Origin of the sequence: Sorangium sp. So ce693, from assembly GCF_051521375.1 — a bacterium.
Lineage (GTDB): Bacteria > Myxococcota_A > Polyangia > Polyangiales > Polyangiaceae > Sorangium > Sorangium atrum.
Genome location: NZ_CP150347.1, coordinates 6,137,191 through 6,157,895, shown reverse-complemented (window position 1 = coordinate 6,157,895; position 20,705 = coordinate 6,137,191). Strand labels below are relative to the sequence as shown.

The window sequence follows — 20,705 nt, the reverse complement described above, 5'->3', positions numbered from 1 at the left end:
TGTCCGAAGCCATGCAGGCGGTTTCCGAGCTCGTCGCGGAGCTCTCGCCCGACGAGCGCGCGGTGCTCTCGTCGCTGCTCGCACCTCGGCCGGAGCCGATCGCCATCGTGGGCATCGGCTGCCGTCTCCCCGGGGGCGCGGGCGACCCGGCGTCCTTCTGGCGCCTGCTCGCGGAGCGGGGCGATGCGGTCCGCGAGATCCCGGCCGATCGCTGGGACGTCGATGCCTTCTACGACCCCGACCCGGACGCTCCCGGGAAGATGTACACGCGCTACGGCGCGTTCCTCGACCGCGTCGACGGGTTCGACCCCCGGTTCTTCGAGATCACGCCGCGCGAGGCCGCGCGCATGGACCCGCAGCAGCGGCTCTTGCTCGAGGTCGCGTGGGAGGCGCTGGAAGACGCAGGGCAGCCTCCGGACGGGCTGCGCAGGAGCCGGACGGGCGTCTTCGTCGGCGGCAGCTGGCGCGACTACGAGCTCTTGCACACGCGGGGCGGGGGCCTCGCCCAGGTCGACCCCCACACGCTGACGGGCGATCTCGCGAGCGTCCTCGCGGGCCGCGTCTCGTACACGCTCGGGCTCGAGGGCCCCAGCATGATGGTGGACACGGCGTGCTCCTCCTCGCTCGTCGCGATCCACCTCGCGTGCGAGAGCCTGCGGGGCGACAGGTGCAACCTCGCGCTCGCGGGCGGCGCGAGCCTCATCCTTGCGCCCGACGGCTTCGTGAAGCTCTCGAAGATGCGGGCGCTCTCGCCCGACGGCCGCTGCCGGACGTTCGACGTCCGCGCGAGCGGGTTCGCGCGCGGCGAGGGGGTCGGGGTGCTCGTCCTCAAACGCCTCTCCGACGCGCAGCGCGCGGGGGATCGCATCTGGGCCGTCATCCGCGGCTCGGCGGTCAACCACGACGGCCGCAGCGCGGGCCTGAGCGCCCCGAGCAGCCTCGCCCAGCGCGGCGTGATCCGTGCGGCGCTCGAGGCCGCCGGCGTCTCACCCTCCGAGGTCGGGTACATCGAGGCGCACGGCACGGGCACCCCGCTCGGCGATCCGATCGAGATGGAGGTGCTCAAGGACATCTTCGGAGACCCGCGCCCGGATGGATCGGTCTGCGTGGTCGGCTCCGTCAAGACGAACATCGGTCACCTCGAGGCTGCCGCGGGCGTCGCGGGCGTCATCAAGTCGGTCCTCGCGCTCCGGCACGGCGTCATCCCGGCCCACCTGCACTGGACGCAGCTCAACCCGCGCATCTCGCTGGAGGGCACGCCGCTCGTCATCCCTGTCGAGGCGCGGTCCTGGCCGCGCGGCGGCGCGGAGCGCATCGCGGGGGTCAGCTCGTTCGGCATCAGCGGCACGAACGCGCACGTCGTCCTGGCCGAGGCGCCCGAGCCCGAGCGAAGGCCCGAGGGCCAGCGCCAAGGCCACCAGGTCGTCACGCTGTCGGCGAAGACGGAAGCCGCGCTCGGGGAGCTCGCGGCCCGCTACGCGGCGGCGCTCTCGGCCGACGCCTCGATCGAGCTCTCGGACGTGGCCTTCACGGCGAACCTCGGCCGGGCGCGGCACGCGTTCCGCGCCGCGATCGTCGCCGGCTCGACGGCGGAGGCCGCGCCGCTCCTTGCAGCGTTTTCCCGGGGAGATCGGCCGGCGGGCGTCCTTTCTGGCGAGGCGACCGCGCGCCCCAAGGTGGCGTTCGTGCTCTCCGGCCGCGCCGGTGACCGGGCCGGCTTCGGTCAGCACCTCTACGACACGGAGCCGGCGTTCCGCGAGGCGCTCGACCGCTGCGACCAGCTCTTCCGGCCGTTGCTCGACGGCTCGGTGCTCCGCGCCTTGCTCCCTCCTGCGGGCGCCCCGTCGGCGTTTCCGGCGGGCAGGTACGAGCGCCCTGCGGTATTCGCGCTCGAGGTGGCCTTCTGCGCGCTGTGGCGCGCCTTTGGCGTCGAGCCGGACCTCGTGATGGGGTGCGGCATCGGCGAGCTCACGGCGGCGTATGTGGCCGGAGCGCTGTCGCTCGAGCAGGCCGCCGCGCTCGCGGCTGGCCGCGAGCCGCGCGAGCCGCCGAACGACGCGCGTCCACCGGCGCGCATCGGGATCGTGTCGTGCTCGATCGGCCGGTTGATGAGGCCCGACGAGGTGTCGGATCGCGCCACATGGGCTCGCATCCAGCGCGGCGCCGCGGAGCTCGAGGTCGGCGTGCAGGCGCTTCACGCCGAGGGGTGCGGGATCTTCGTGGCGCTCGGGCCGGCAGGCGGCCTGCATCCAGCCGCCCCCGCGGTCTGGATCCCCACGGTCGTGGCCTCTGGGGACGAGGTGGTGCCTTTGCTGCACGGCCTTGCGGCGCTCAGCGTACGGGGCGTCCAGGTGGACTGGGCGAAGCTCCACGAGCGTCGCCTTGGCCGGCGCATCGGCCTGCCCACGTACCCGTTCCAGCGCGAGTCCTTGTGGCTGCCGGTGCGCCGGCTCTCCGGGGGAGATGCGCGGCGGCTCCTGCCGCGAGCGGGCGCAGAAGCGGGGGATCCGCTCCTCGGCGAGCGCGTCGCCTCGCCGATGTCTGCGCTCCAGTTCGAGGCCCGCGTGGCCGCTTCCTCGATGCCCTTGCTGAGGATGGAGTCGCGCCCGGGTTCAAAGGAACCCACGGCGTCCCACCCCACGTCGACGCATCCGCTGCCCGAGGAGCCCATGCTCGTCCCCGTGGCGCTCCACCTCGGGCGGCTCCTGGCTGCGTCGACGCAGGCGCTCGGGTGCGAGGCGGTCCTGCTCGAGGACCTCGCGTTCCCGGAGCCGATGCTCCTGCGCCGGCGTGACGAGGAGCGCATCAGCCATCTCACCCTCGTACCGGAGCCAACCGGGGCGTTCTTTTCCGTGTCGATCGCCAGCATCCCCGGCGACAGCCCGCCCGATCGCGCCCGCTGGACGACGCACGCGACGGGGAAGCTCCGTGACATCGAGGCGGGACCGGCCCCGGCCGCCATGAGGCCGGAGGCGATCGGCGGGGGTGCCGCGGCGGTCGTGGACCGAGACGGCTTCAATGCCCGCCTCGAAGCGAGCGGCCATCGACCCCTCGGGGCAGCCCGCTGGGTGGAGCGCGCCGCCCTGGGACCTGACGGCGTGCGCGCGGAGATAGCGATCCCTGACGGCAAGGAGGGTGTGGCCGTTCCGCTCTCCGTCGCTCTGCTGCACGCCGCCCTGGAGGTCGTCCTGGCGGCGGCGCTGGCGCATCCGGCCCCCGAGGGCGCGCTGCCCGTGCCGCTTTCGCTGTCCTCGCTTCGCTATGCGCGAGCGCGCCGAGGGGAGGGCCCATGGACCTGCGCTGCGCGTGTGGTCCCGGGCGCCCCGGGCGATCCGTTGACCGTCGCGTGGACGCTGCGCGACAGCGCTGGCCGAGCCGTCGCCGACGCGGTGGGGCTCGCGATCGGCTGGCGCTCGCGATCGGACCTCCTGGGTCAGCTCACCGCGCGCCAGGCCGAGCTCCTGTACGAGCTCTCGTGGCGCCCGAAGCCGCAGGAGTCGGACCGATCCGTGCGGGCTCCTGCTCGCTGGATCCTCCTCGCGGGCGGCTCCGAGCTCGGGCGGGGCCTTGCGGCGCGTCTCGAGCAGCAGGGCGGAGCGCCGATCCTCGTGCGAGCCGAGGCCGGCGGCGAGCGCGACGCCCCGCTCGCCGAGGTTCTTCGCCTGCTCGAAGTGGATGACGGACCTTCTGGCGTGCCGGTGGCCGGCATCGTCGATCTTCGAGCGGCGGACGACGCTCCCCTGGGCGGGCAGCGCGCGTCCGGCGACCACGCCGATCCGCGCCTTTGCGACAGCGTGCTGCGGCTTGCGCGCGCTCTCGCGAACCGAAAGGGCCGCGCCGGGACCGGCGCGCCGCCGCGGCTGTGGCTCGCGACCCGGGGTGCGCAGGCGGTGCAGGTGGAAGGGGACGGCGAACGCCGATCCCCGACCCATGTGGAAGGGGACGGCGAACGCCGATCCCCGACCGACGTAGAAGCCGCGCGCGGCTTCGCAGGGGCCCCGCTCTGGGGGCTTGGCCGTGTGCTCGCCGCCGAGCACCCCGACCTCTCGGGTGGGCTCATCGACCTCGATCCGGCGAGGCCGCCCGCGGAGGCCTCGATGCTCGCCGATCACCTGCTCGGGGCAGACGTCGAGCCGGAGATCGCCTTCCGCGGCGGGGCCCGTTACCAGCCGCGCGTGGCCCGCTGCCCAGGCCTCGCCGGCGCGGGCGAGCCCACCGCGTTGCGCGCCGGAGCGACCTACCTGATCACCGGCGGCCTGGGCGCGCTCGGGCTTGTCTGGGCGGGGTGGATGGTGTGCCGCGGCGCCCGTCACATCGTCCTCGTGAGCCGGCGTTCGCCGGGCCCCGAGGCGCAGGCTGCGCTCTCGGGGCTGCGCGCAAGCGGCGCGCGCGTCCACGTGGTGCAGGCGGACGTCGCGAAGCGGGACGACGTGGCGGCCCTCTTTCGGCGCATCGATGCGATGCCGCCGCTTGCCGGCATCGTCCACGCGGCGGGCGTGAACGAGGACGCGGTCCTGACCAACACCGACGCGGCGTCGTTCGACCGTGTCCTCGCGCCCAAGGTGCGTGGCAGCGAGAACCTCTGGGCGGAGGCGCGCGGCCGCGAGCTCGACTTCTTCGTCTTTTTCTCGTCGGTGTCGGCCTTGCTCGGCAACCCCGGGCAGGCCGCCTATGCCGCCGCGAACGCCTTTCAGGACGCCTTCGCGGCTCATCTTCGCGCGCAGGGCGCCCCGGCGCTCAGCATCGCCTGGGGGCCGTTCGCGGGCGCCGGCATGGCGCGGGACGTCCTCGATGCGCTCGGCAGGCGCTGGGGTCTCTCGGGCCTTGCGCCCGACGAGGCGCTCACCCTCTTCGAGCACATGCTGCGATCGAATCGCGCCCACCTCATCGCGATGGACCTGGATCCCGTACGGCTCTCGAAGCGCGCCGCCGAAGCGGCCCTGCCCGTCCTCTTCGCCGGCATCGCCGCCCCTGCGGAGCTGCCCGAGGCCGAGAGCCCGCGCGGGGAGGACGACCTCGCGCGGCGTATCCTCCGGAGCTCCCCGGACGAGCGCATGGGCATGTTGATTCACGAGATCACCGCCGTCGCGCAGGGCATCATGGGGCTCGATCAAGGCTTGTCGTTGAACCCCAATCAGCGCCTGGACGAGCTCGGGATGGACTCGATGCTCGCGATCGAGGTGGTGCAGGGGCTCAGTCAGGCGTTCGGCATGACGCTGCCGGTGACGATGGCGATGGATCACCCGACCGTCGCCGCGATGGCCCGTTACCTCGAGCGCGAGCTCGGCGTCCTGGCGTAGCGGGCGCGGGCGCATCGCACAGGAGAGGTCTTGGCAAATCGTGTCCATTCAGAGCGCGGCCCCTCTTTTCGACGGAGTTCGATGGAGGTCCGACGGAGGTTCCCTTGCCGCACAGCGTGAAAGCTTGGTTCCTTTATCCGGGTACGGGGACGGACATCGGAGAGCTCGCGGAGCTGGTCCAGGAGGATTTCGATCTCCGCGACATCGCCAGCTCCGAGGTCCTGGCAGAGCCGCTGTTCGGGTGCTGGGAGGGCAACATGAACCATGCGCTCTCTCGCAAGCCCGTCGACATCTGCAAGCAGCGCGGCGAGCCCCGGGTGATCATCGGAAACACCGGCGTGGTCCGCGTGCTCGAGGTCGGCTCGGGCGTCGAGGGGCTCGAGCCTGGTGATGTCGGCATCATCTTCTGCGCCTCGGTGGTCGACGCGTGGGGCTACCCCGAGAAGGCGATGGCGTACGACGCGCCGGGCACCATGGGCTGCCTCGCGACGAGGATGATCCTGCGGCCGCACGAGATCATCCGCCTCCCGGACGACACCCGTCATTCGCTGCCCCAGTGGGCGGCGTTCTCGGGGCGCTACGTGACGGCGTGGTCGAACTGGGTGCAGGCCCATGGCTCGTTCCGTCTCCAGGTCCCGCGCGAAGAGCTCCCGTCGCCGCACGTCTGGGGCTGGGGCGGGGGCACGACGCTCGCGGAGCTGGATCTCGCGCGGCGGCACGGGTGCACCACCGTGATGCTCTCCGGCAACGACAGGCGTCTCGAGCTCATCCGGAAGACGGGCGTGACGGCCCTCGATCGCCGCCAGTTCGGGGAGCTCAGCTACGATGAGCGCCGGTTCGTGACCGACGCGGCCTACCGCCGATCGTACCTCGAGGCCGAGGGCAGGTTCCTGGAGGAGGTGGAGCGGCGCACGGCCGGGACGAAGGTGCAGATCTTCATCGACTACATCGGCACGCCGGTCTTCCGTGCGACGCTGAAGGCGCTCGGGCGCCAGGGGGTGATCACCAGCGCTGGGTGGAAGGAGGGGATGGTCCTCTCCATGCTTCGCGCGTCGGAGTGCATCGCGCGTCACCAGCACGTCAACACGCACTACGCGCGCTACCCCCAGGGCGTGGAGGCGGTCGCGTACGCAGAGGCCGAGGGCTGGATGCCCGAGGTCGACGAGCGAATCTACGGCTTCGACGAGGTCCCCGAGCTCGCCCGGCGGTTCTCCGAAGGCGACGTCGGCTTCTATCCGATCTTCTCCATCAACGCGCGTTGAACGTGGATTTCGCGTCCAGGGGCATGCGTGGGCCGATCACCGCACGCGCCTGCGCGATGGGGCCCCGACACCAGCGCTGGCATCGCCCCTTCGGGTTCGGTGCCATCGCCGGCGTGACGGAGGCGCCCGGCGCCTTCGCCGCTTGCAACCGGTCCGCGCTACCCCGGTCAACCCTGTGGGCGACGGGCGCCGAGCGGAAACGCGGTGTGCCTCCGAACCAAAGGGCACGACGACCTCAGGAAGAATTCGTGGGCTTCTCTTCCTGCCTTCCCGCCTTCCTATTGATTCTCTCTGGCTCTCAACCTGATTTCAACGCGCCGCGACGATCTCGTGCCTGAGTGGAATCTTCTACTCCGCGAGTTCGGCGTCGGGGGTCCGTTCCATCTCCGCAGGGCTGGTGGGCCCCGCAGCTTTCACGCGCTTGAAGGGCCGGATCCCGCCCGACGAGACGAGGCTGTACTCGGCGCCCCTCGCTGTCCCGGCTCTCGCCACGCGGCCGCGAGCCACGAGCGCGCGAAGCGCGACGTACACGCTCCCGTTCGGTAGCCCGCTGCGCGTGGCGATCTCCGTCGCCGTCCCTCGCACGAGGGACCGCACAGTTTCGAGCACCACGGCCTCCCGATCGCTCGTCGAGGCTCCCGTCGCGGTGATCGTGCCAGCCGTGGCTCGGTCCGCGCCGGATGCCGGTGCCGAGGTCCTCCTCGCGGACGGTGCCGAGGTCCTCCCCGCGGACGGTGCCGAGGTCCTCCCCGCGGACGGTGCCGAGGTCCTCCCCGCGGACGGTGCCGTCGTCGAGGAGCTTGACGCACCCGAGAGCGCGCCCTGCTTCCCGCTCCTCGTAGGCCTCGCCACGCTCCTTTTGGCGCGCGCGGGCGCCTTCCGGGGCTTCGGACGGCGCTCCGAGGAGGCGTTCGTCGCTGGCCGTTCCAGATCGGCCAGCATCGTCGTCACCGTCCGGTGCGCTGCGGCGCGGTGCTCGTCCTGAACCCGTTCGACCAGGCTCAGGATGTCCTTGACGAAGCGGTCCACCCGCTCCTTGATCGCGTCCGAGGCGTTCATCGGGGGCGCCGTAGTAGCACGAACGCTCCGACAGTCGAGAGCTTGCAAGCAGGCTGGGCCGGTCTGGGCAACCGGTGGCGTCGACCACGTGAGCGAGGACCCGGATCCCGAAGGCCATCCGCGCGCCGCGCCGGCATGTCTTCGGCAACGTCGAGCGCGCTCTCGGGTCAGCCCCGCCGAGCGGACTCGCCAGGCGTGCGGGAACGAGCGTCCGGTCGAATGCCTCTGCCGCGCGCCTCCCGGCACCCGCTCACGCCATGGGGGCGAAGGGAGCGGGGAGGGCCTTCCGGGCATTCCGAAGATCACGAGCCCAGGGCCCGCGCAGCGCGTGTCCGGCAATGCGGTGTTGAACGTAGAGGTGCTTGCCCCCCGGATCTCTCGCCGGCGACGTTCACCCGGGGCTGGCTCGCTGGCGCCGATCGCGGGCCGCCTGGGCAATGGCAGCGCCCTGAGCCTTGCCGTGGGAGTTCGCGGATCGACACCGGCGTCGGGCCCGGTCGGGGAGCTACCCCGCAGGACGCCGCGGGCGACCGGCCTCTACCGTTGACACCGCATGGGCGGTGCAGGAGGATGAGCTGACGCAGCGACCGTGAAGGCATCGCACAAGCCCAGTCGCTGCCTCGTCGTCTCGCCCTGTTCAATCGTTGACGGCGGATAAATCGGATGAAGACAGACGCGGTGTCGTGAGGGGGCGCGCGGCACGATGGGGGTGGGGGGAGGATCACCAAGGGGCAGCAGACGGATGACGCCCATGGGCGAGCGTGGCATTCGGCTCTTCCTTAACAGCGGTCGTGACTCTCGCTCCTATGCGAGCGTTGGAGTCAGCATTGCATGCAAAATACATCTCGACCGCAGGTGGACAGCAGCGCTCCCCAGCCTCTCACCGGGCGCACCCGGCGGAAGATCGTGCGTGCGCTCGTCCGCGCCGAGCCCCGGTCCAACGGGGCGGGGCCGCCGCGGCTGGGGGTGATCGTGCCGGGCATCGGCGCGGCGATCGCGCTGCTGGCCGACCCGACCGAGCTCCAGCGCGCAGGCCACGAGGCGCTTGGTGATGTATTTACCCTATCGCTGTTCGGGCTGCCTCTCACGTTCGTCGGCGGCAAGGACGCCGCAGAGCGCTTCATCGACGCGGGCGAAGAGCTGAACCTCGTGGACGCGTACCGGCGGCTCGCCGGCAGGATCCTCGGCGAAGACCTCTTCGTCGAGGTCCAGCCCCACGTGCTCCGCGCGCTCTCCGGCGCGTCCGTGCGTCGCCAGAGCGGCCCTCTCGCGGATTTCACGGCGCGGTTCCTGCGCGCGCGGCTCGCCGGCGTCGGCGAGATCGACGCGCTCGCGCTCGCCAACGACCTCGTGCTGCACATGGCTTGCCGGTTCGTGTGCGGCGACGCCATCTCCGAGGCGCTGTGCGACGAACTCGCGCGCCAGTTCCACATCCTCGAGAGCGAGCTGAACCTCACGGGCTTCTTTCTGCCCATCGAGACGCCCTCGGCGAGGCGCCGCAAGCAGGCGCGGGAGCGCATCCTCTCGATCTTCACGAGCGAGGTGCGGCGCGTGGCGGCCGAGGGCGGCGCCGATCCGGAAGGTTACCTCCACGCGGTCATCAAGAGCTCCCTCGGGGACGAGCCCACGGCCGCGACGCCCGAGCAGCTCCGCAATGCGGCGCTCGCCGTGATGGGCGCGGTGCTCGGCGCGCACACGAACACGGCCATGAGCCTCGCCGCGAGCCTGTCGGAGCTGCTGGAGCACCCGCGGGCGCTCGCGGCGGTGCTCGAGGAGCAATCTCGCGCCCTCCAGGATGGGCAAGCCCTCGATCTCGGCGCGCTCTGCCGCATGCCGGTGTTGCTCCGCTCGATCAACGAGTCGCTGCGTCTCCATGGCAACGGCGGCCTCTGGCGGCTCTCGCGGAGGCCGGTGGAGCTGGGCGGCCACGTGATCCCGGCCGGCAGCCTCATCGGGATGTCGATGGGGCTTGTCAACGGCGACTCGTCCTTCTACCACGATCCGGCTCGCTACGAGCCCGAGCGGTATTGCGACATGAAGACGGACGCCTTCCAGAGCCCGGCAGTCAAGGATCGGCGGTTTGGCGCGTTCGGGCTCGGCCATCACCTCTGTCCTGGCCGGACGCTCGCCTACACGATGTTGGGAATTGCGCTCACCGTGCTCCTGCGCGACTTCCGGATCGAGGTGCTTCGCCGGCCGCGCGCATGGCTCGACCTCATGATGGGCGGCATGGCACGCCCGATCGGTCAGCTCCGTATCCATCTGACGCCTGCGCGCTGCGCGCCCGCAGGCGTGATCCAGCGCTCGAGTGCAGTGAACGGTGAGGTCGGTTTACCATGACCCATCAAGTAGGCGACCCCCTGGACGTTGGCTTCATGCAGCTCGCCGTGGACGCCGCGAGCGACACCCTGCGCGCCGGCAACATGCCGTTCGGCGCGGTGCTCGTGCAAGGCGGTCAGGTGCTCCAGGTGAGCAGCAACCAGCGGCGCACTGCCAACGCTGGGCAGGGAGACTGCACCGCACACGCCGAGGTGGTGTTGATCCGTGAAGCGACCGCGGCGCACGGCCCGGAAGCGCTCGAGGGTGGCACCGTGTACGCCAGCGGGGAGCCTTGCGCCATGTGCTCGGGGGCGTTGTTCTGGGCGGGGGTGAGCCGCATCGTCTACGCAGCCAGCACGCAGGACATCATCGCGGCGCTCGGCGGGCGGGCGCTGCCGGTGCGCTGCCACGAGGTGCTTGCGAACGCCTCGCCCGCCGTGCGCGTGGACGGGCCGGTCCTGCGAGAGGCCGCCGTGGCGCTCCTGCGAAGCGCCGTGGAGCGTTCTTAGCCCGCTCCGCGTCCCGACGGGCCATCACCCCGCCCGCGCGGCGCCCTTGCCGATCTCCACGATCCGCGCCGCCAGCCGTTCGGCCGCCGGAGGCAGCTCGGCGCCGCGGCGGGTGACGAGCCGATAACACACGGTCCCCAGCTCGGGCACGGGCCGCAGGATCACCCCGCGCGGCGGCGCGCAGATGCCGTTCACGACGGCGACGCCGAGGCCGAGCGCCGCGAACTGGAGCATGAGCGGCCAGCCGTCGGCCTCGATGGGCGGATCGACCTCGTGGCCGAGGCGCGCGATGGCGCGGCCGATCAGATCGCGGTGCGATCGGCCCGCGGGGGGCAGCACGAGGCGCTCGCCCGCGAGATCCATGAGGCGCAGCGAGCGGCGGCGCGCGAGGCGGTGGCGGCGCGGCATGGCCACGCAGAGCGGCGTGCGCAGCACGTCGCGCGCAACGAGCTCGGGCGGCACGAGATCGAGCACGCCGACCGCCAGGTGCGCCTCGCCCGCGCGCACGGCCGCGCAGGCCGACGGCGCGCCCAGCGTGAGCAGGCGGAGGCTCGCCTCCTCGGCGGCGAAGCGCGCCAGGGCCGGGCCGAGCAGGTAGAGGAAGGCGCCCTCGCCGGCGGCGAGCGTGACCGACTCGCGCTGCGGCTCGCCGCGGAGATCCCGCGCGAACGCCTCGGCCCGCGCGACCGCGTCGCGGGCGTGCGCGGCCACGCGCAGGCCGCGATCGGTGAGGCGGATCTGCTTGCCCGCGCGCTCGTAGAGCGGCGTCCCGAGCTCGTCGCCGAGCCGGCGCACCCGCTCGAAGAGCGCCGGCTGCGAGAGCCCCACGCGCCGCGCGGCGTGCGTGAAATTGAGGGTGTCGGCGAAGGCCACGAAGGCGCGGAGGAGGTCGCCGTCGAGTATCGGTCCAGCCGATGGCATATCCGATCATTCTAGTCGACGTCGATGGTCCGGTCCCCCAGATCGAGCGTCGAAGGAGGCCGCCATGAACGCTTCGAATCCCGTCGTTCTCCGAGACAGCCACGCCTGGTGGGAGGCCGTGAAGAAGGATCCGGAGGCGCTCGTCGCCTGGCTGCTGGATCAATACCGCGGCGAGGCCACCGCGGCCGGCCGCATCGAGATGCTGCGCGACGCGTTCGCCGAGCCCGGAACGCGCGCGCACCGGATCCTCGGCGTCATCGCCGGGCAGGAGCGCCGCCACGCCGTCTGGGTGGGGGACCTGCTCACCGCCCGCGGCATCGAGCCGAAGATCGGCGCGAAGCGCGAGCGTTACTGGAAGGAGACCCTCGATATCGTCCGCGATCTCGAGACCGGGTGCGCGGTGGGCGCGCACTCCGAGCGCATGCGCCTCGAGCGCATCGAGGTCATCGCGGCCGACCCGGAGGCGCCCCCCGACGTGCGCGCGGTGTTCGAGCGCATCCTGCCCGAGGAGCGCTTCCACGCGCGCGCCTTCGCGGAGCTCGCCGGCGCGGAGGCGCTGGCGACGACGCAGGGCGCGCACGATCTCGGCCGCCGCGCGCTCGGCCTCGCGCCGTGATCCGCGCCGCGGCTCGTTCACGGCGGCCCCACCAGCTCGGCCGTCACGCAGCGCGCGGGGCGAGCGCGACGTATCCGCTCAGAATGCGATCGTGGAGTACGGGCAGCGCTTCTTGATCTCGTCCACATCGCACGCCTGAGGTGGCATGCAGTTGAACGAGGGCGGGCAGCTCGGGTCCTGCTCGCAGCCGCAGCCGCACTCGTTGGAGACGTAGGTCAGGCCTCCGGTGCAGGCGAAGTCGATGAGCGCGCACTCCTCCGGGCTGGTGCTCACGTACTGGCGCCACCACTCGCTCGACGCGTCGCAGCCGCAAGCGCGCTCGGTGCACGCCACGCCCCCGCCGGCGGTGCAGGTGCAGGTGTTGCAGCCGTCGAGGGAGGGGAAGCTGTCGCCCTGCTTGTACTTCACACCTCCGTAGGTGCAGGACTCCAGACAGCCCTTCTCCGTGCATGCGACGCTGCCATCCTCGCTGCACGAGCAGGTGTTGCAGCCGTCGAGAGCAGGGAAGCTGTCGCCCGGCCTGTACTCCACGCCTCCATACGTGCAGCCTTCCGGGCAAGCCACGTCCGTGCACACGATTTCGCCGTCCGCGTTGCACGTGCAGCTGTTGCAGCCGTCGTCCGGTGGGACCGGCGCCCCCGCCGCGTAACCGATGCCGTCTCGTTCACAGCCGTGACACGCGATCTTGGTACAGCCGACGTTCCCGGAGCCCGAGGGATCGCAGGTGCAGGTGTTGCACCCGTCGGACGCCGGGAACGACTCACCGGGCGGGTAGGCGAGCCCGTCGTAAATGCAGCCTCCGGTGCAGTCGATCAGCGTGCAGGCGACGTTCCCGTCCTCCATGCAGAAGCAGCTATTGCAGCCGTCCCCGGCAGGGAACGACTCGCCCGGCGCGTGCGTGACCCCTCCCCAGGTGCAGTCGGAGGTGCAAATCATATCGGTGCAGGCGACGTTCCCGTCCTCCGTGCAGGAGCAGCTGTTGCACCCTTCCTTGTCACGAAATTCGTCGCCGGGGCTGTACTCGACGCCGTCGTACTCACAGGTCGTCCAGCCGATCGGCCCGCAGCCCGCGAGCGCGCCAGAAAGGGCGATCGCGAGCGAGAACACGGGGCCCAATCGAAACCAGGTTGGTCGTAGGTCTGTCATTGGATTCGCTCCTGTGCCAAAGAGTGCCAGGGCCGCGCGCGGGAGGATCCCGACAAAACCGCGCGGTTTGATGCAAGACAGCGTTCAAGGAAAACCTGTGCCAGGTGCGTCGAGCGCCACGCGTTCCGACGCACGCGCGAGTTCGTCGGCAAGAGTAGGGGCTTGTACTGTAGCGGATGTTCGTCTAATATAACGGATATGGCTCCTCTGCGCCCCATCCCTGCTGGCCTGCTCCGCGCCGCGTTGCGTGCGGTCCTCCTCTTCGCCCTGCTGGTGTCGTGCGGCGCGGCGGGCTGCTCGCGCGACGACGCTTCGCGTGCCTCCGACGCCGGATCTGGGAGCGAGTTCGAGACGCTCGAGCTCCGCTATCAGGGCAACAACGGCACGGTGTCGCCGATCGAGCTCGCGGAAGATCTCGGTTACCTCGCGCCGATCCGCCTGCAGTTCGTCGGCAGCACGGTGAGCGGCCCCCAGAGCGTGCAGGCCGTGGTCACCGGCGACACCGACTTCGGCGGCGCCTTCAACGGCGCCATCATCAAGCTGATCGCGGCCAAGGCGCCCATCATCGCCGTCGCGGGCTACTACGGTGTCGACGAGCAACGCCAGAGCGGCTTCTACGTGCTGAACGACAGCCCGCTGCGCACCGCGCGCGATCTGCTGGACAAGACGATCTCCATGAACACCCTCGGCGCCCACAGCGAGTTCATGGTCAAGGAGTTTCTGTCGCGAGGCCAGCTCACGCCGGAGGAAGCCCGGCGCGTCACGCTGCTCGTCATTCCCCCGGTGAACGGCGAGCAGCTGCTCCGCGAAAAGCAGGTCGACGTGGCGACGCTCGGTGACATCTACCGCGATCGCGCGCTCGAGCGCGGCGGCATCCGTTCGCTGTTCTCGGACTATGAGCTCTACGGCAAGTTCACCGCGGGCAGCTACGTGATGAAGACGAGCTTCATCAAGGAAAACCCCAAGACCGCGCGGCGCTTCGTCGAGGCGACGGCCAAGGCCATCGAGTGGGCCCGGGACACCCCGCGCGAGACGGTGGTGGCGCGCTGCATCGCGCTGATGAAAAAGCGCGGCCGGAACGAGGAGGACTCGGCCATCAAGTTCTGGCGCAGCTACGGCGTCGCCGGCAAGGGCGGCCTGATCACGGAGCGCGATTTTCAAGTATGGATCGACTGGATGGTCAAGAGCGGCGAGCTCAAGCCGGGGGAGATCGCCCTGAGCCGCGTCTACACGAACGAGCTCAACCCCTACGCGAACGACCAGGCCGCGAAATAGGCGACGTCGGTCGCCGAGGGGATGGCCTGGCGTGCGCCGTTGCTCAAGACAGCGGCGCGGAGCGCCGGACGAAGGCGTCGATCAAACGGCGCGCGATGCTGACCTTGGGTGGGAGGTCGGGCAGCTGCTCGCGCGAGAACCAGTCGGCTTCGACGATCTCGTGGCCGTCCGGCGTGAGCGCGCCGCCGGCATACGTGGCCGAGAAGCCGATCATCAGCGAGCGGCCGAACGGCCACGGCTGGCTGTCGAAGTACTTCAGATCTCGGATCTGAACGCCGACCTCCTCGCCGACTTCGCGCGCAGCCGCTTGCTCGAGCGACTCGCCGATCTCCACGAAGCCCGCCACCGCGCTGAAGCGCCCGGGCGGAAAGCGCGCGCTGCGCGCCAAGAGCACGCGATCGTCGCGCTCCACCAGCACGATCACGGCGGGCGCGATCCGCGGGTGCACGCTCAGCCCACAGCTCGGGCAGCGCCGCGTCTGCTCACCGACGCTGAGTTCGCGCCCGTCCGAGGCCGCGGCGTCCTGTTGGGTGGCCGTTCCGCAGCGCCCGCAGTAGCGGTGCGTCTCGTCGAACTCGACCCCAGCGAGCGCGCGCCCCAGGATGTGCAACGTGGGCTCGGGCAGCTCGGAGAAGAGGGAGCGGACCGAGGCGAACGCGAGCTCGGCCGGAAGCTCGACGCTGGGCCGAGCTCGCGCCGCGTACCAGCCGCGACCCTCGAACCTGCCGAGGAACACGGGTGGATCGGCGAACGCCTCGATGGTGTCGCGCCGGCCGAGGAACAGCCCGCCGGCGCGCTCCACGACCACCTCCAGCCCGCGCACGATCACCACGACATCTTCGTCGACCCTCATCGCGGGGCCAGGGTACCAGGCTCGCCGAGCGCCGCCAGCGCCGCGCACGACAGCGCGCGGCAGAAGCTCGGGTCGCCTCACCCGGCAGCTCCGCTTCGAGCTCCTGGCTGCGTCAGGGCAGCGTGCGGGGCTTCCAGAAACCTTCGAGCTTCTCCTCTCTCAGGACTTGATCGAGGAAGCTGCGGTCGACCCAGGGCTCGAAGTCGAACGTCGCGCGGATCAGGCCCAGGCGCTTGGCGTCGGCGATGCTCGTCTTGTAGCGAGCGATCACGTACGCGTCCACGAGCGGGCTGTCCCTGTCGCGCACCGACTCGCCGGCCCAGTCCTCCTTGAAGGCGGCGAACGGGACGCCGGAGCGCGACCAGACGCGGTATGCCGCGCTCAGGTCCTTCTCCTGATCCGCGAGCCACTTCGCTGCCAGGACGTACTGCCGCACCACGCGCTTGGTGATCTCGGGGTACTTTCGGATGAAGTCGTCCGAGCCGATGATGGTGCTGTTGCAGGTGTAGCGGGGGTCGCCCTTGGTCGAATAGATGATGCGCACGATGCCTTGATCGCGCTGGGCGAGCAGGTCAGGGCCGCCGATGGCGGCGTCGACGTCCTTGGTCGCCAGGGCCGCCTTGGTGGTAGCGTTGTCCATGTTGATGGCGCGGGTGTCGCGCTCGCTGAGCCCGTTGGCCTCCAGGATGCGCGCCGCCGAGAGCTGCAGGCAGGTGCCCTTGAACACCGCAAAGCGCTTGCCCTTGAGATCCTTGACGCTCTGGATCGGCGAGTCCGCGGGCACGGCGATGTACAGGTTGCTCTTCGGCCCGCTCGCGAGGATGCGCGTCTTCAGGCCGCCGGCGCGGCCGATGATCGACGGCAGATCGCCGAGCAGCGAGAAATCCGTCAACCCGTTGGCGTACGTCTCGTTCACCGCCGGTCCGGCGCCGCGCAGGAAGTTCCAGCGCACCGGCACCCCATCGCTCTTGAATTCACTCTCGAGCGCGCTGTTCAGGTTGAGCAGCGACCAGGCCGAGCCCCCCACCACCGGGCGATTGCCGACGCCCACGCCCGGGTTGGCGACGCGGATCTCGCTCGGTTTTTCTGCAGCCTGGGCGCTCAGCGCGATGACGAGCGGCGCGAGCACCAGGGCGAGCAGCTTGAACAGCTGTTTCATGCAAAGCTCCCTTCCGTTGGGCGTCCGTCGCGAACTATCGAACGGACGATTCGTCCACTATAACGGATGAGCTGTCCGAGCGAAAGTGGACATCGCGTGGTGACGTTCTTCTCTGGGGAGAGCGATGGTCGGAGGCGACGAGCTTGCCGCTCAAGCTGCGGAGGAGCTGCTGCTGGAGCAACAGTGGCGGCGAGGGGCTGCTCGAATCCGTGCACTGGCGCAACAGCAGAAGGCCGCTCCTGCGGCCCCAGGACCACCCTCCACGGCGGGAGACGGGCGCTCCGCGTCGCGGCACCTGGATTGCTATTACTGCCATGCCTGGACAAGCCGCCTCCTGTCGATCCAGGAGTTCCTGCCACAACCTCCCTCTTTGCCGCGCGAGCACGTCAGGTACGCCGCTCCAGGTCGAGCCCGACGCGCGACTGTCCGCTTCATGGCGCTCTTCCTGCTTCACCGCGCGCGACAGCGGCGACCGGCCTGCCTCGCGGCGGCGCGCGGGCGGGATGGCGGAACGCGCGCTGCCCCAGGGGAACCTCGGTGCTCACGCCGACGCGCGCAGGAGACGCACACAGCGCCGCGCTAGGCCAGGCCGATGACCCCAGCGGAGGAGCGTCGGCCATGCGTTGAGGGCGGTGGGCTGGGCGTCAATGGACCGGGCGTTGCACGCTTCGAGACCGACGCGCGGCGCGTTCATCGCAGGTCGGAGCCGGTCCATGCGAATTCTCGGGAGAACGTTGCTGTTCGCAGCCCTTGGCGCCTCGCTCCCGCTCGCTGGCGTGGCGCGCGCCGCAACGCCCTCGGGCGCGGCGCCCGGGTCCTCGTCCGCGGGAAGCTGGTCTCAAGGCTCCAAGGATCTCTTCGGCGCCGCGTACGAGAGCTACGACGAGGACCTGAAGTACTCGGCGCGCTCCGACACGGCCCCGATCAGCAATGTATGGTTCACCGGAGCGAGCGGCATCCTGACCGAGGTGTTCTGGCCGACGAACGATACCCCGCAGACGCGGGACAGCCAGCTGCTCGTCACGGCGGCCGACAGAGGCCTCTTCGAGGAGCGGCGAGACGCGCGGCGGAGCGTCCGCTGGATCGAGCGCGGCGTGCCGGCTTTCCGGGTGATCACGGAAGATCCGGGCGGCAGGTTCAGGATCGAGAAGATCATCTTCGCCGATCCCGACAGGGACGTGGTCCTGCAGCGCCTGAGGATCACCAGGAAAGTCGGAGGGCTCAGGTTCTTCGTCCTTCACAACCCCAGCGCGGGGAACACGCCGCTCGGTGACAGCGCGATGGCGAGCACCGGAGGCGCGCCGGGAGCGGGGCTGTTCGCCTGGCAAGGCCCCTTCGCCCAGGCCCTCGTGACCTCCATCCGCTGGCGCGACGCCACAGCCGGCTTCTCGGGGACCGAGAGCGACGGCTATCGGGACCTGCAGAACCACCGCACGTTGACCGCGCACTACCGCGACGCGAAAGACGGGGACGTCGTGCTGACCGGGGAGCTGGATCTCCCGCTCTCGCCCGGGGTCTGTGAGCTCACGCTGGCGCTCGGCTTCGGACGCGACATCGACGAGGCCCACCGCGCCGCCCAGGCGTCGCTCGGCGAGGACCCCGACGCGCTCCTCGACAGGTACCGCGCCCAGTGGCGCGCCTATCAGGCGTCCCTCCGCCCGCTCGGGAGCGCTTCGCCCGACCTCGCGCGCCTCTACCGGAGCTCGGTGGCGGTGATGAAGTCCCTCGAGGACAGGGCGCACCCTGGGGCCTTCATCGCGTCGCCGTCCGTGCCCTGGGGCGACGTCAGGCTCGACCGGGCGAGCGCGATCTCGCCGAGGACGTCGAGCACGATCACGGGCGGTTACCACCTCGTGTGGCCGCGTGATCTCAGCCAGATCGCGCTCGCGCTGCTCGCCGCAGGCGACACGCGCTCGCCCGTGGCCGCGATGCGGTTCATGAAAGGTATCCAGCTCTCCGCGTCGGACGGCACCTGGGATTTCGGCTCTCTCCATGTCTCGAAGGAGGGTTCGTTCTACCAGAACACCTGGTCCGACGGAGAGCCGTACTGGCGAGGCCTGGAGCTCGATCAGGTCGCGCAGCCGATCGACCTCTGTTATCACGTGGTCGAGGAGCGGCTCGTCGCGGCCGGCGCGTGCTGGGATCTCGCGCGCCGCGCCGCCGATTTCCTTGTCGCCTTCGGCCCCTGGACCCCGCTCGATCGATGGGAGGAGGTCTCGGGCGTCTCGCCGTCGACCCTGGCCTTCGTCTGCACAGCGCTCGTCCACGCCGCGGAGATCGCTGGCGCGATGGGTGACCCCGAGCGCGAGGCCCGGTACAGAGAGACGGCCGAGCGCTGGGCCCGGCAGATCGACGGCTGGACGTTCACCACCCAGGGGGGCACCGCCAACGGGCGGTATTTCGTGCGCGTCGACGGGACCGGCAGCCCGGACGCACCGAGGGACCCGAACGACGAGCGACGCTACGTCTTGCGTGGGCGCTCCTGGCTGGAGCGCGACATCGTCGATTGCGGCTTCCTCAGGCTCGTCGTCCTCGGGGTGCGCCCGGCGCTCGCGGCGAACATCGCCGATTCGCTCGCGGCCTGCGACGCCGCGCTGCGCGTCGAGGTCCCCGGGGTCGGCCCGGGATTTTATCGCTATGTCGGCGACGGGTATGGCTTCGACCCGCTCTCCGGTGAGCGGACAGGAGGCATGTTATGGCCGATTCTCACGGGCGAGAGGGCCGAGTACGAGCTCGCGAGGGCGCTCGAGAAGCCCAGCTCGCCGGCGGCGGCGCGCAAGAGGATGCGCCCCTACCTCGACGCGATGGGGCGCTTCGCGACCTCGTCCCAGATGCTGCCGGAGCAGGTCTTCGATCGCGGGCCCCGCGCCGGCCAGCCGACCGGCTCGGCGGCGCCCCTCGGGTGGGCGCACGCCGAGCTCGTCCTGGCCCTGCGCGCGCACGACGACGCGACGCTCTTCCGCCGGCCGATGAGCAGCGCCGGAGGCGCCACCCGAGGGGACGCGACCCCTCGCGGGACGAGCGCGGCTCCTCCGCTCCGCGACTGATCCGCATCGGGGGCGCCTCGTCCACGCCACAGGCAGCCTAGCGAGGCACCTCGCCGTGGATCACCTGCCGCACCGTCAGGACGACGAGGCGGCCCGCGTCGCGCTCCTCCGCGAGCCAGTCCAGGAGTGTGGAGAAGTCCTGTCTGGAGATGCTGTACTTGCCGCAGGCGTCACAGACATGGTGGAAGATGAGCTGTATCCATCCGCCGTCCTGCTGCGCGCTGCGGATGATAGCCTGGATCGTGGAGACGCCCTGGCTGCGGCTGAGGGAGCCGGGCGCGCGGGTGGCGGTGGGGTCGCGCGGAGGGATGGACTCCGCCCGTGGACACACGATGCACGAGGGGAACGCGAGCCCGCCCGCGCGCCTTCCGCTGTCGTAACCGCAGGAGCGCACCAGCTCGACGCTGACGCTATCGTGAGCGCCCCAGGGGTAGGCGAAGTCGCTCACGGCGAAGCCCAGCGCGAGGAGGGCGCGGCGATCATCGCAGATCTGCCGGCGCTGCTCGCTGACCTTGAGCCCGGGCAGCCGCACGTGATTGATGGTGTGGCCGCCGATCTCATGGCCGTCGGACGCGAGCGCGCGGAGCTGCGCGACCGTCAGGTGGCCGGGGCGGTCGAGCGCACCGCTGTTCACGAAGAACGTGGCATGCATCCTGTGCTCGGCGAGGATGGAGCGCGCGGAGAGCTGATCCGCCAGCGTGTCGTCGAACTCGATGGACACGACAACGGCGCCCGGGTGACGCCGCGTCAGGTGGACCGGGGAGAGGAGCACGGCGGCGAGGCACGCCACGATGAACGCCAGCACCGCCTGCTGTCGGCGCGTCGCGAGGCGCCGCGCACAGCCCCTGTCCGTGGGCATGATCTCCACGGAACACGTCGCCGTATCATCGACCGTGCCCGGGCCTCCGGCGCCCTTCCGGGAAGACCAGCGCGCTCTGCGCCTTCCAGGAACGCCTGGAGATGCTCCCGGGACGGCGAGCGGCTGCGACGGCGTCGAGGCATAGGCCGGTATGCCCATGCCGCAAGCCAACGGCCTCGGATATGACTGCCACGTGCATCGGGTCATGTGACGACGGACGGCGAGCCGGGACGACGAGGGCGGCGCTGTCCCACGCTTTCGAGGACGTGACCCGAGCACCGGATGGCGGTCTTGAACCCACCGGACAGAGGTGCTGACCAATGACGTACGGACGAACGAGTTTACCGAAGCTGATTCTGGTACTGGGAGCGCTCGGCATC

At 70.8% G+C, this 20,705-nt stretch carries 13 protein-coding genes; 7 read left to right on the top strand and 6 right to left on the bottom strand.

Annotated elements, in window-relative coordinates:
- The first annotated feature begins 11 nt into the window (after positions 1–11).
- The gene (locus tag WMF14_RS23010) at positions 12–5,300 is read left to right on the top strand and encodes a type I polyketide synthase (RefSeq protein WP_437803662.1); all 5,289 of its coding nucleotides are present in this window, start codon (positions 12–14) and stop codon (positions 5,298–5,300) included.
- A 116-nt stretch (positions 5,301–5,416) separates the two neighbouring features.
- On the top strand, positions 5,417–6,562 hold the full coding sequence (locus tag WMF14_RS23005; protein ID WP_437803660.1) for a hypothetical protein: 1,146 nt from the start codon (positions 5,417–5,419) through the stop codon (positions 6,560–6,562).
- 348 nt (positions 6,563–6,910) lie between these two features.
- Here WMF14_RS23005 and WMF14_RS23000 read toward each other — a convergent pair whose 3' ends face one another.
- Positions 6,911–7,504, bottom strand: coding sequence for a helix-turn-helix domain-containing protein (locus WMF14_RS23000; protein ID WP_437803658.1), 594 nt, complete (start codon positions 7,502–7,504; stop codon positions 6,911–6,913).
- Between the two features lie 948 nt (positions 7,505–8,452).
- On the opposite strand from WMF14_RS23000, the gene WMF14_RS22995 reads away from it, so the two are divergent.
- Together WMF14_RS22995 and WMF14_RS22990 are read left to right on the top strand one after the other, a co-directional pair.
- Entirely contained in the window at positions 8,453–9,961 is a 1,509-nt protein-coding gene (locus WMF14_RS22995) for a cytochrome P450 (RefSeq protein WP_437803657.1), read from the top strand.
- Entirely contained in the window at positions 9,958–10,449 is a 492-nt protein-coding gene (locus WMF14_RS22990) for a nucleoside deaminase (RefSeq protein ID WP_437803655.1), read from the top strand. Before WMF14_RS22995 ends, WMF14_RS22990 begins: the two co-directional genes overlap by 4 nt.
- Positions 10,450–10,473: 24 nt before the next feature.
- Here WMF14_RS22990 and WMF14_RS22985 read toward each other — a convergent pair whose 3' ends face one another.
- The gene (locus WMF14_RS22985; RefSeq protein ID WP_437803653.1) at positions 10,474–11,370 is read right to left on the bottom strand and encodes a LysR family transcriptional regulator; all 897 of its coding nucleotides are present in this window, start codon (positions 11,368–11,370) and stop codon (positions 10,474–10,476) included.
- 64 nt (positions 11,371–11,434) lie between these two features.
- Between WMF14_RS22985 and WMF14_RS22980 the strand changes: the two genes are divergently transcribed.
- Positions 11,435–11,986: a ferritin-like domain-containing protein gene (locus tag WMF14_RS22980; protein ID WP_437803651.1), complete on the top strand. Its 552-nt coding sequence runs from the start codon at positions 11,435–11,437 to the stop codon at positions 11,984–11,986.
- A gap of 78 nt (positions 11,987–12,064) precedes the next feature.
- Here the strand turns inward: WMF14_RS22980 and WMF14_RS22975 are convergent, their stop codons facing one another.
- Positions 12,065–13,093, bottom strand: coding sequence for a hypothetical protein (locus WMF14_RS22975; protein WP_437803650.1), 1,029 nt, complete (start codon positions 13,091–13,093; stop codon positions 12,065–12,067).
- Positions 13,094–13,330: 237 nt separating this feature from the next.
- On the opposite strand from WMF14_RS22975, the gene WMF14_RS22970 reads away from it, so the two are divergent.
- Positions 13,331–14,407, top strand: a complete 1,077-nt coding sequence (locus WMF14_RS22970; protein ID WP_437804273.1) for an ABC transporter substrate-binding protein — start codon at positions 13,331–13,333, stop codon at positions 14,405–14,407.
- A gap of 43 nt (positions 14,408–14,450) precedes the next feature.
- On the opposite strand, the gene nudC is transcribed toward WMF14_RS22970, so the two are convergent.
- Both nudC and WMF14_RS22960 read right to left on the bottom strand, forming a co-directional pair.
- On the bottom strand, positions 14,451–15,260 hold the full coding sequence (gene nudC, locus WMF14_RS22965; RefSeq protein WP_437803649.1) for an NAD(+) diphosphatase: 810 nt from the start codon (positions 15,258–15,260) through the stop codon (positions 14,451–14,453).
- A 112-nt stretch (positions 15,261–15,372) separates the two neighbouring features.
- Positions 15,373–16,419 (bottom strand): ABC transporter substrate-binding protein, encoded by a 1,047-nt coding sequence (locus tag WMF14_RS22960; protein ID WP_437803648.1) that lies wholly within the window; start codon positions 16,417–16,419, stop codon positions 15,373–15,375.
- 713 nt (positions 16,420–17,132) lie between these two features.
- On the opposite strand from WMF14_RS22960, the gene WMF14_RS22955 reads away from it, so the two are divergent.
- Positions 17,133–19,466: a glycoside hydrolase family 15 protein gene (locus tag WMF14_RS22955; RefSeq protein WP_437803647.1), complete on the top strand. Its 2,334-nt coding sequence runs from the start codon at positions 17,133–17,135 to the stop codon at positions 19,464–19,466.
- Between the two features lie 37 nt (positions 19,467–19,503).
- On the opposite strand, the gene WMF14_RS22950 is transcribed toward WMF14_RS22955, so the two are convergent.
- A complete protein-coding gene (locus WMF14_RS22950; RefSeq protein WP_437803646.1) occupies positions 19,504–20,325 on the bottom strand; it encodes a polysaccharide deacetylase family protein in 822 nt (273 codons plus the stop codon).
- Positions 20,326–20,705 lie beyond the last annotated feature (380 nt).

What these genes read in the sequence shown, in the direction of transcription:
- WMF14_RS23010 (WP_437803662.1), top strand. Translation starts at nt 12, where the DNA reads ATGCAGGCGGTTTCCGAGCTCGTCGCGGAGCTCTCGCCCGACGAGCGC.
- WMF14_RS22980 (WP_437803651.1), top strand. Translation starts at nt 11,435, where the DNA reads ATGAACGCTTCGAATCCCGTCGTTCTCCGAGACAGCCACGCCTGGTGG.
- WMF14_RS22950 (WP_437803646.1), bottom strand. Translation starts at nt 20,325, where the DNA reads ATGCCCACGGACAGGGGCTGTGCGCGGCGCCTCGCGACGCGCCGACAG.
- WMF14_RS22990 (WP_437803655.1), top strand. Translation starts at nt 9,958, where the DNA reads ATGACCCATCAAGTAGGCGACCCCCTGGACGTTGGCTTCATGCAGCTC.
- WMF14_RS22970 (WP_437804273.1), top strand. Translation starts at nt 13,331, where the DNA reads ATGGCTCCTCTGCGCCCCATCCCTGCTGGCCTGCTCCGCGCCGCGTTG.
- WMF14_RS22985 (WP_437803653.1), bottom strand. Translation starts at nt 11,370, where the DNA reads ATGCCATCGGCTGGACCGATACTCGACGGCGACCTCCTCCGCGCCTTC.
- nudC (WP_437803649.1), bottom strand. Translation starts at nt 15,260, where the DNA reads ATGAGGGTCGACGAAGATGTCGTGGTGATCGTGCGCGGGCTGGAGGTG.
- WMF14_RS22955 (WP_437803647.1), top strand. Translation starts at nt 17,133, where the DNA reads ATGCGAATTCTCGGGAGAACGTTGCTGTTCGCAGCCCTTGGCGCCTCG.
- WMF14_RS22960 (WP_437803648.1), bottom strand. Translation starts at nt 16,419, where the DNA reads ATGAAACAGCTGTTCAAGCTGCTCGCCCTGGTGCTCGCGCCGCTCGTC.
- WMF14_RS22995 (WP_437803657.1), top strand. Translation starts at nt 8,453, where the DNA reads ATGCAAAATACATCTCGACCGCAGGTGGACAGCAGCGCTCCCCAGCCT.
- WMF14_RS23000 (WP_437803658.1), bottom strand. Translation starts at nt 7,504, where the DNA reads ATGCTGGCCGATCTGGAACGGCCAGCGACGAACGCCTCCTCGGAGCGC.